Genomic DNA, 6,475 nt, shown 5'->3' with positions numbered 1-6,475 from the left:
GCTTCATCCAGGCGACCGGAAAGCGCCCGATACTTTTCTTCGATTATCTTGGTAACATCCATGCACCAAGCGTAACCGCAATTCACGTATTGTTCAAGTTATTTCTGCTAGGCTCCTTAGTACGGCAAAGTGAAGTCCATTGGGGATTGCCTATAGCGCCATGTTCGTTGTCGTTGTCGTTGTGGGTGTCGTAATCGAGGTTATCGTAGCGCCCCGGATTCTCTCGCACGCCGAATTGCATCGCTTCTCCGATTACGATTGCGACAACGACAACGACAACGACTGGGTTCAACTTGATCTTGACTCGTTACTAACGTACTTCCGTACTAACGTACTAACGTACTTCCTGAGAGGAGAACGGCATGACCATTCTGATGGCCCCCGGCGGTACCCTGGAGATGGCGGTGCGCGCCTTCGAGCAGGGGGCGGACTCGGTCTTCGTGGGCCCCAAGGGGTGGAGCCGCAGGCCCGCCTCCGACGAACTGGAAGACGGTGAGATCCGCGAGCTGATCGAACAGGCCCGGACCCTGGGCAAGGACGTGCGCATCGCCATCAACGTGATGCCCCAGCCGCAGGAGTTCCCGGTCTTCCTGGAGCACTGCGAGCGCTATGCCGCCTGGGGCGCCGGCGGCGTGATGGTCTGCGACCCGGGCTGCGTCGCGCTGGTGCGCCGCCGGCTGCCCGAGCTGCCGATCCACATCAGCGTCACGACCGGCATCTTCAATGTGGAGGACATCCGCTTCTATCGTGACCTGGGGGCCAGTCTGGTCGTGGTGCCCTATCGCTGGGGCCCCCGCGAGGTCCAGGAGGTCCGCGCCATCGAGGGCATGGCCCTGGAGGCCTTCCTGTTCCAGACCCCGCACCGCGGCTGGATCTGCCCGGGGCGCTGCTATTCGTCGAGCTATTTCGCCATCCGCCATGAGCTCGACGCGCACGGCAAGGACCACTTCATCGGCTCCGCCAGCCGCGGCGGGAGCTGTTACCGCATCTGCCGGGGGAACTGGCAGTTCGGCGACGCCCACGCGGCCGCCGACCGCAGCGGCACCGTGATCCGTCCGCACCTCAAGAGCAGTCCCGAACTGCTGCTGTGGGACCTGCCGACCTTTGTCGAACTGGGGGTCGAGCGCTTCAAGATCCCGGGCCGGGAGCGCACCACCGCGCTGATCGGGGCCATCGTCGGGTTCTACCGCCGCGTCCTCGACCACATCCTCGCGGGTAATCCGGACGTCGCCCAATTCGCCCCGGAATGGGAGGAGATCAAGCGTCGCTGGACCCACGAGCGGGTGCGCCGGGACACGGGGCGGCTGGATCAGGCGGCCTAGGTGAACCTCTAGAAGGAATTTGTCCGCAAATGAACGCAAATGAACGCAAATGAACGCAAATGAACGCAAATAGGAATGCTGCCTTGCCGGCCCCTGGCCCGCTCTACCCGTCTGAGCAATTACGCTCGATGATAAGGGTATGACCGCCAATTCACCCGAACCCGGCAGGCCCGCGGGGCCGCTCCTGGGGCGCATCAGGCCCCTGTCCGCGCTCGGGCGCGGCCATGCAGACCGGTTCGGGGCCAAGGCGGCGACGCTCGGGCACCTGCTGGCCCGCGGTTTCACCGTGCCCGACGGCTTCGCCATCCCGGCCGACGCCTTCGGAATGGGGGCCGATGGTCCCATCAATGCCGCACTCGCCGACGCGATTTGCATCGCCTATCGCCGTCTGGGCGAGGGGAGCGTCGCCGTGCGCAGCTCGGCGTTCGACGAGGACGGCCCCCAGGCCAGCGCGGCCGGCATCTATGAGTCCGTGCTGGGGGTCGGGGATGAGGCGGCCCTGATCGCGGCCGTCCGCCACTGTCTCGCCTCGGGCGCCGCGGCACCGGCGCTTGCCTACCGTGCCGCCCAGGGCCGCGGCACCGCGGCCGGGTCCATGGGGGTGCTGGTGCAGCGGATGGTCCTGGCCGATTGCGCCGGGGTCGCCTACACGGTCGATCCGATCACCGCACGCCGCGACCGACTGTGCCTGAACGCCACCCGCGGACTCGGCGAGGCCCTGGCCGCCGGGCGCGTGAGCGGCGAGACCCAGGTCACCGACCGCGCCGGGACCCTGATCCGCGGCGACCGCCTGCCGGGGGCCATCCCGGTGCTGACACCGGGGCAGGCGCGCGCGCTCGCGGCCCTGGCGGACCGGTTGGAGGCCGAGCTCGGCGGCCCGCTCGACCTCGAATTCGCCTTTGTCGGCACCACCCTCTATTGCCTCCAGGCCCGGCCCGTCGCCGCCGCCGGGCTGGCCGAGTCGCAGGACGCGCGCCGCGCCCAGGTCTACCTGGCGGCCGAGCGGGTGCGTCTCCAGGAGCGGCTGCGGGGGCTGCGCACCCGGGGGGTGATCGGCGCCGGGGAGGCGGCGCTCTCCAACGGCAACATCGCCGAGCTGCTGCCCAACGCCAGCCCCATCAGCCTGGACCTCTTCCAGGCCGTATTCACGGCCCAGGGTGGCGCCATCGCCCGCGGGCGCCGCGCCCTGGGCTACCGGGTGCCGGACGACGGCGCCCTGGCCCTGTTGGAAACCTTCTGCGGCCAGCCCTATTTCAACCTGGAGGTCGACGCGCGGACCTTCGACAGCGGCTATCCGCTCGACCTCGCGGGCTATCTGGCGGCCGTGCGCGCGGACCCGAGCCGGGCGAACTATCCCGAGTTCGGACTCTACGAACAGGCCCCGACCCTGGCCGAGGCGCAGCGCCGCCACGGACCCGCCGCAGGACGCCGACGCTATGACGAGAGCCTCGCCTTTGGGCACCGCCTGCGCGCCAAGGCCGAGACGCTGCTGACGAACTGGCAGGGCGGCACGCGCGACCGGCTGGAAGAGGCGGCGGCGCAGGCGCGCGCCATCGACTGGGAGGGGCTGGGACTGGAGCAGGTCCTCGGCCGCTTGGCCGAGCGTGTTCGCTACCTCAAGGACCAGGCCTGCGTCGACTTCGTCATTGCCGCCCGCCTGGGCTTCTTCTTCGCCGAGCGCCTACGGGTCGCCCTGGGTGCACTGGACCTGGAGGACCCGCAGGCGCTGCACGGGCGGCTCCTGCTGGGTCTGGACGGCAGCCGTATCACCGACCTGTCGCTGGACCTGGAGCGCCTGGGCCGGGGCGAGTTGACGCTTTCCGAATGGCTCCACGTCTACGGACATCTGGCGCCCAACGAACTGGAACTGACCTCACCGCGCTACGCCGAGATGCCCGAAACCATCGCCCGCCTGGGCCAGCGGATCGCCGCCATGGACCCGCGGCCCAGCCGACGCCAGGCCGAACAGCGGGCCGACTACGGCGCGGCGCAACGGCAACTGGCGCGCGGGCTGGGGCGGCTGCCCGGCGACGAGGCCGCGACCCTGGCAAGCGACCTGCACCTCGCCCGCGCCTTCCTGCCACTGCGCGAGACCATCAAGTTCCACTACACCGCCGAGCACGCGGCCATCCGCCGCGGCCTGCTGCGCCTGGCGCAGTTGCGGGACCTGGCGCCCGAACTCGTCTTCCATCTGCACCTGGAGGAACTGAACCGCCCGCCCGACCTGGCGCTGCTCGAGTCACGCCGCACCGAGCGTCGGCTTGGCCGCCGCCTCCTGCGCGAGGGTCGCCTGCCCGCCGTGATCCAGGAGGGCGCGATCCAGACCCTGGGCGCCGCCGGCCGCCAGGCGCCGGGCCGCCAACTGCGGGGTCGCGCCATGGCCCCCGGGTGCAGCGTCGGGCGGGTGCGCGTGCTGGACCTGGATCTCGACGACCCCGAGTCCCTGCTCGTCCACCTGACCGGCAACGAGGTCCTGGTGACCCGCTCGGCCAACCTGGGCCTCGCCTCGCTGCTGCGCATCGCCGCCGGCCTGGTGGTGGAGGTCGGCGGCATCCTGGCGCACGCCGCCTGCCAGGCGCGCGAGAGCGGCATCCCCGCCGTGGTGCTGGACAACGCCACCAGCCTGCTCAAGGACGGCATGACGGTGCGCCTGGATGGCGCCCGGGGCCGCGTCTCGATCGTTGCGTATTAGCCCGGGAGCCCCCCCGGGAGCGCCGCACCCCAGTGCGGCGCGGCGGCCTTGAGCATCGTTCCGGCCGCCCCGGGCCGGAGTCCAAGGCTTCAGCCTTGGATGTACAGAACCAAGGCCGAAGCCCACAGCGTCGCTGCGCGACTTTCACGTAAAGGGCCGCCGACGGCAGCCGCACCCCTGCCCGCGACCCGGGCCGCGACCAACCGCACAATCCGATCGCTCCGGGCCATTGCGCCGGGGCGGCGGATGCGGTTAGTCTTCCGCCGATGTGTCCCGCCCCCCCAACGCCCACTCCAGGGCCCCACGCGTCGCCGCGCGTTCTGAGTGAGCGCGTCCACACCCTGGGTCAGGACCTGCTGCGCCGCTACGGGCAGCGGGTGCACAAGCTCGCAATCAATGCCGGCTTCACCTGCCCGAATCGCGACGGCACCAAGGGCACCGGCGGCTGCACCTTCTGCAACAATCAGTCCTTCAGCCCCAACGCCCAGGAACCGCCCAGCGTCACCGCACAGATCGCCGCGGGGCGGGCGGTGCTGGCGCGGCGCACCGGGGCGCGCCGCTTCATCGCCTACTTCCAGGCCTACACCAACACCTATGACCGCATCGAGCGGCTGCGCGCGCGCTACGACGAGGCCTTGGCGATCCCGGATGTCGTCGGGCTCTCCGTCGGCACCCGCCCGGACTGTGTGCCGGAGGCGGTGTTGGACCTGCTGGCCGGCTATCGCGCCCAGGGCAAGGAGGTCTGGCTGGAGTTGGGTCTGCAATCGGCGGACGACGAGACCCTGGCGCGGGTCAATCGCGGTCACGGCTTCGCCGAGTTCCAGAGCGCCGCCCGCGCCGCCCATCGCCGGGGGCTCAAGGTCTGCGCCCACCTGATCATCGGGCTACCGGGCGAGGGCCGGGACGCCGCACTCCGGAGCCTGGAGCGGGTCCTGAACCTGGGGGTGGAGGGCATCAAACTGCACCCGCTGCATGTGGTCCGACACACCCGGCTGGCCCTGGAGTGGGAGCGCGGGGACTATCTGCCGTTGGCGCTGGATGACTATGCGGGCATCTGCGCCGACCTGATCGAACGGACCCCGCCCGCGGTGGTCTTCCACCGCCTGACCGGCACGGCCTCCCGCTCCATCCTGCTGGCGCCCCACTGGTGCGCCTGGAAATGGGCCGTGCTCAACCGGATCGAGGCCGAACTGTACCGCCGCGACACCCGCCAGGGCGCGCGTTGCGCGCACCTGGAGCCGCCCTGCCTCGCCCGCACCGCCTGACCGTCTATTCTCTCTAGCTACCGGAGTCCACCCATGGAACTCGTCTGCCCCGCGGGCAACCTGCCATCCCTCAAGGCCGCCGTGGACAATGGCGCCGATGCCGTCTACATCGGCTTCCGCGACGACACCAACGCCCGCCACTTCGCCGGCCTCAACTTCAACGACAAACAGTTGGAAGACGGGCTGCGCTACGCCCGGGACCGCAAGGTCAGGGTGTTCGTCGCCATCAACACCTTTGCCCAGCCCCGCGGCTGGCAGCGCTGGGCGGCAGCCGTGGACCGGGGCGCCGATCTCGGCGTGGACGCGCTGATCCTGGCGGACATGGGGGTCCTGGACTATGCCGCGCAGCGCCACCCGCAACTCGGCCTGCACCTGTCGGTGCAGGGCTCGGCCACCAACCCGGCGGCGATCCGCTTCATGCACCGCCATTTCGGCATCCGCCGGGTGGTGGTGCCGCGGGTCCTGTCCATCGCCCAGGTCGCGCACGTCATCGCCGCGAGCCCGGTGCCGGTGGAGATCTTCGGCTTCGGCAGCCTGTGCGTCATGGTGGAGGGGCGCTGCCTGCTGTCCTCCTATGCCACCGGCCAGTCGCCCAACACCTACGGCGCCTGCTCCCCCGCCGCCCATGTAGAGTGGCGCGACACCCCCGACGGCCAGGAGACTCGTTTGGGCGGGATACTGATCGAGCGGCGCGGGCGCGACGAGCCGGCCGGCTACCCGACCATCTGCAAGGGCCGCTACGAGGTCGCGGGCGACATCCGCTACGCCATCGAGCAACCCACCAGCCTCAACACCCTGGACCTGCTGCCGCAGATCATGGCCGCCGGGGTCGCCGCCATCAAGCTCGAAGGCCGCCAGCGCAGCACCCGCTATGTCTCCGAGGTCACCCGGGTGTGGCGCGAGGCCATCGACTCCTGCACCCGCAACCCGGCCGCCTTCCGCCCCCAGGCCGACTGGATGGACGCCCTGGCGCGCGTCTCGGAGGGCACCCAGACCACCATCGGGCCCTATGAGCGGACTTGGCATTGACCGGGCATCCGGTGCTATGTGGCACCCCGCCTAAGTAACCAGTCAGGAACGAGTTTTTTCGTTGTCGTTGTCGTTGTCGTTGTCGTTGTCGTTGTCGTTGTCGTAATCGTAATCGAAGAAGCGATGCAATTAGGGGTGCGAAAGAATCCGCGGCACAACGATAACCT

At 69.6% G+C, this 6,475-nt stretch carries 5 protein-coding genes; 4 read left to right on the top strand and 1 reads right to left on the bottom strand.

The window, feature by feature from the left end; all coding sequences use genetic code 11:
* Positions 1-82: 82 nt before the first annotated feature.
* Positions 83-241 (bottom strand): hypothetical protein, encoded by a 159-nt coding sequence (locus tag QZY48_RS06165; protein ID WP_295429074.1) that lies wholly within the window; start codon positions 239-241, stop codon positions 83-85.
* A 121-nt stretch (positions 242-362) separates the two neighbouring features.
* Between QZY48_RS06165 and QZY48_RS06160 the strand changes: the two genes are divergently transcribed.
* The 4 genes from QZY48_RS06160 to QZY48_RS06145 all read left to right on the top strand — a co-directional run bounded on the left by QZY48_RS06160 (position 363) and on the right by QZY48_RS06145 (position 6,308).
* On the top strand, positions 363-1,322 hold the full coding sequence (locus QZY48_RS06160; RefSeq protein WP_295429072.1) for a peptidase U32 family protein: 960 nt from the start codon (positions 363-365) through the stop codon (positions 1,320-1,322).
* A 139-nt stretch (positions 1,323-1,461) separates the two neighbouring features.
* Positions 1,462-4,014: a PEP/pyruvate-binding domain-containing protein gene (locus tag QZY48_RS06155; RefSeq protein WP_295429070.1), complete on the top strand. Its 2,553-nt coding sequence runs from the start codon at positions 1,462-1,464 to the stop codon at positions 4,012-4,014.
* A 266-nt stretch (positions 4,015-4,280) separates the two neighbouring features.
* Positions 4,281-5,279 carry a TIGR01212 family radical SAM protein gene (locus tag QZY48_RS06150; RefSeq protein WP_295429068.1) on the top strand — a complete coding sequence of 333 codons (999 nt, stop codon included), beginning with the start codon at positions 4,281-4,283 and terminating at the stop codon, positions 5,277-5,279.
* Positions 5,280-5,312: 33 nt separating this feature from the next.
* Positions 5,313-6,308, top strand: a complete 996-nt coding sequence (locus tag QZY48_RS06145; RefSeq protein WP_295429065.1) for a peptidase U32 family protein — start codon at positions 5,313-5,315, stop codon at positions 6,306-6,308.
* Positions 6,309-6,475: the final 167 nt, after the last annotated feature.

Origin of the sequence: uncultured Thiodictyon sp. (assembly GCF_903828115.1) — a bacterium.
GTDB lineage: Bacteria > Pseudomonadota > Gammaproteobacteria > Chromatiales > Chromatiaceae > Thiodictyon.
Note: the sequence above shows the minus strand (reverse complement) of the source record. Positions and strands in the feature narration are given on the sequence as shown.

Excerpts from the sequence above, each read along its gene's own strand:
- QZY48_RS06165 (WP_295429074.1), bottom strand. The coding sequence starts at position 241 with ATGCAATTCGGCGTGCGAGAGAATCCGGGGCGCTACGATAACCTCGAT.
- QZY48_RS06160 (WP_295429072.1), top strand. The coding sequence starts at position 363 with ATGACCATTCTGATGGCCCCCGGCGGTACCCTGGAGATGGCGGTGCGC.
- QZY48_RS06155 (WP_295429070.1), top strand. The coding sequence starts at position 1,462 with ATGACCGCCAATTCACCCGAACCCGGCAGGCCCGCGGGGCCGCTCCTG.
- QZY48_RS06150 (WP_295429068.1), top strand. The coding sequence starts at position 4,281 with ATGTGTCCCGCCCCCCCAACGCCCACTCCAGGGCCCCACGCGTCGCCG.
- QZY48_RS06145 (WP_295429065.1), top strand. The coding sequence starts at position 5,313 with ATGGAACTCGTCTGCCCCGCGGGCAACCTGCCATCCCTCAAGGCCGCC.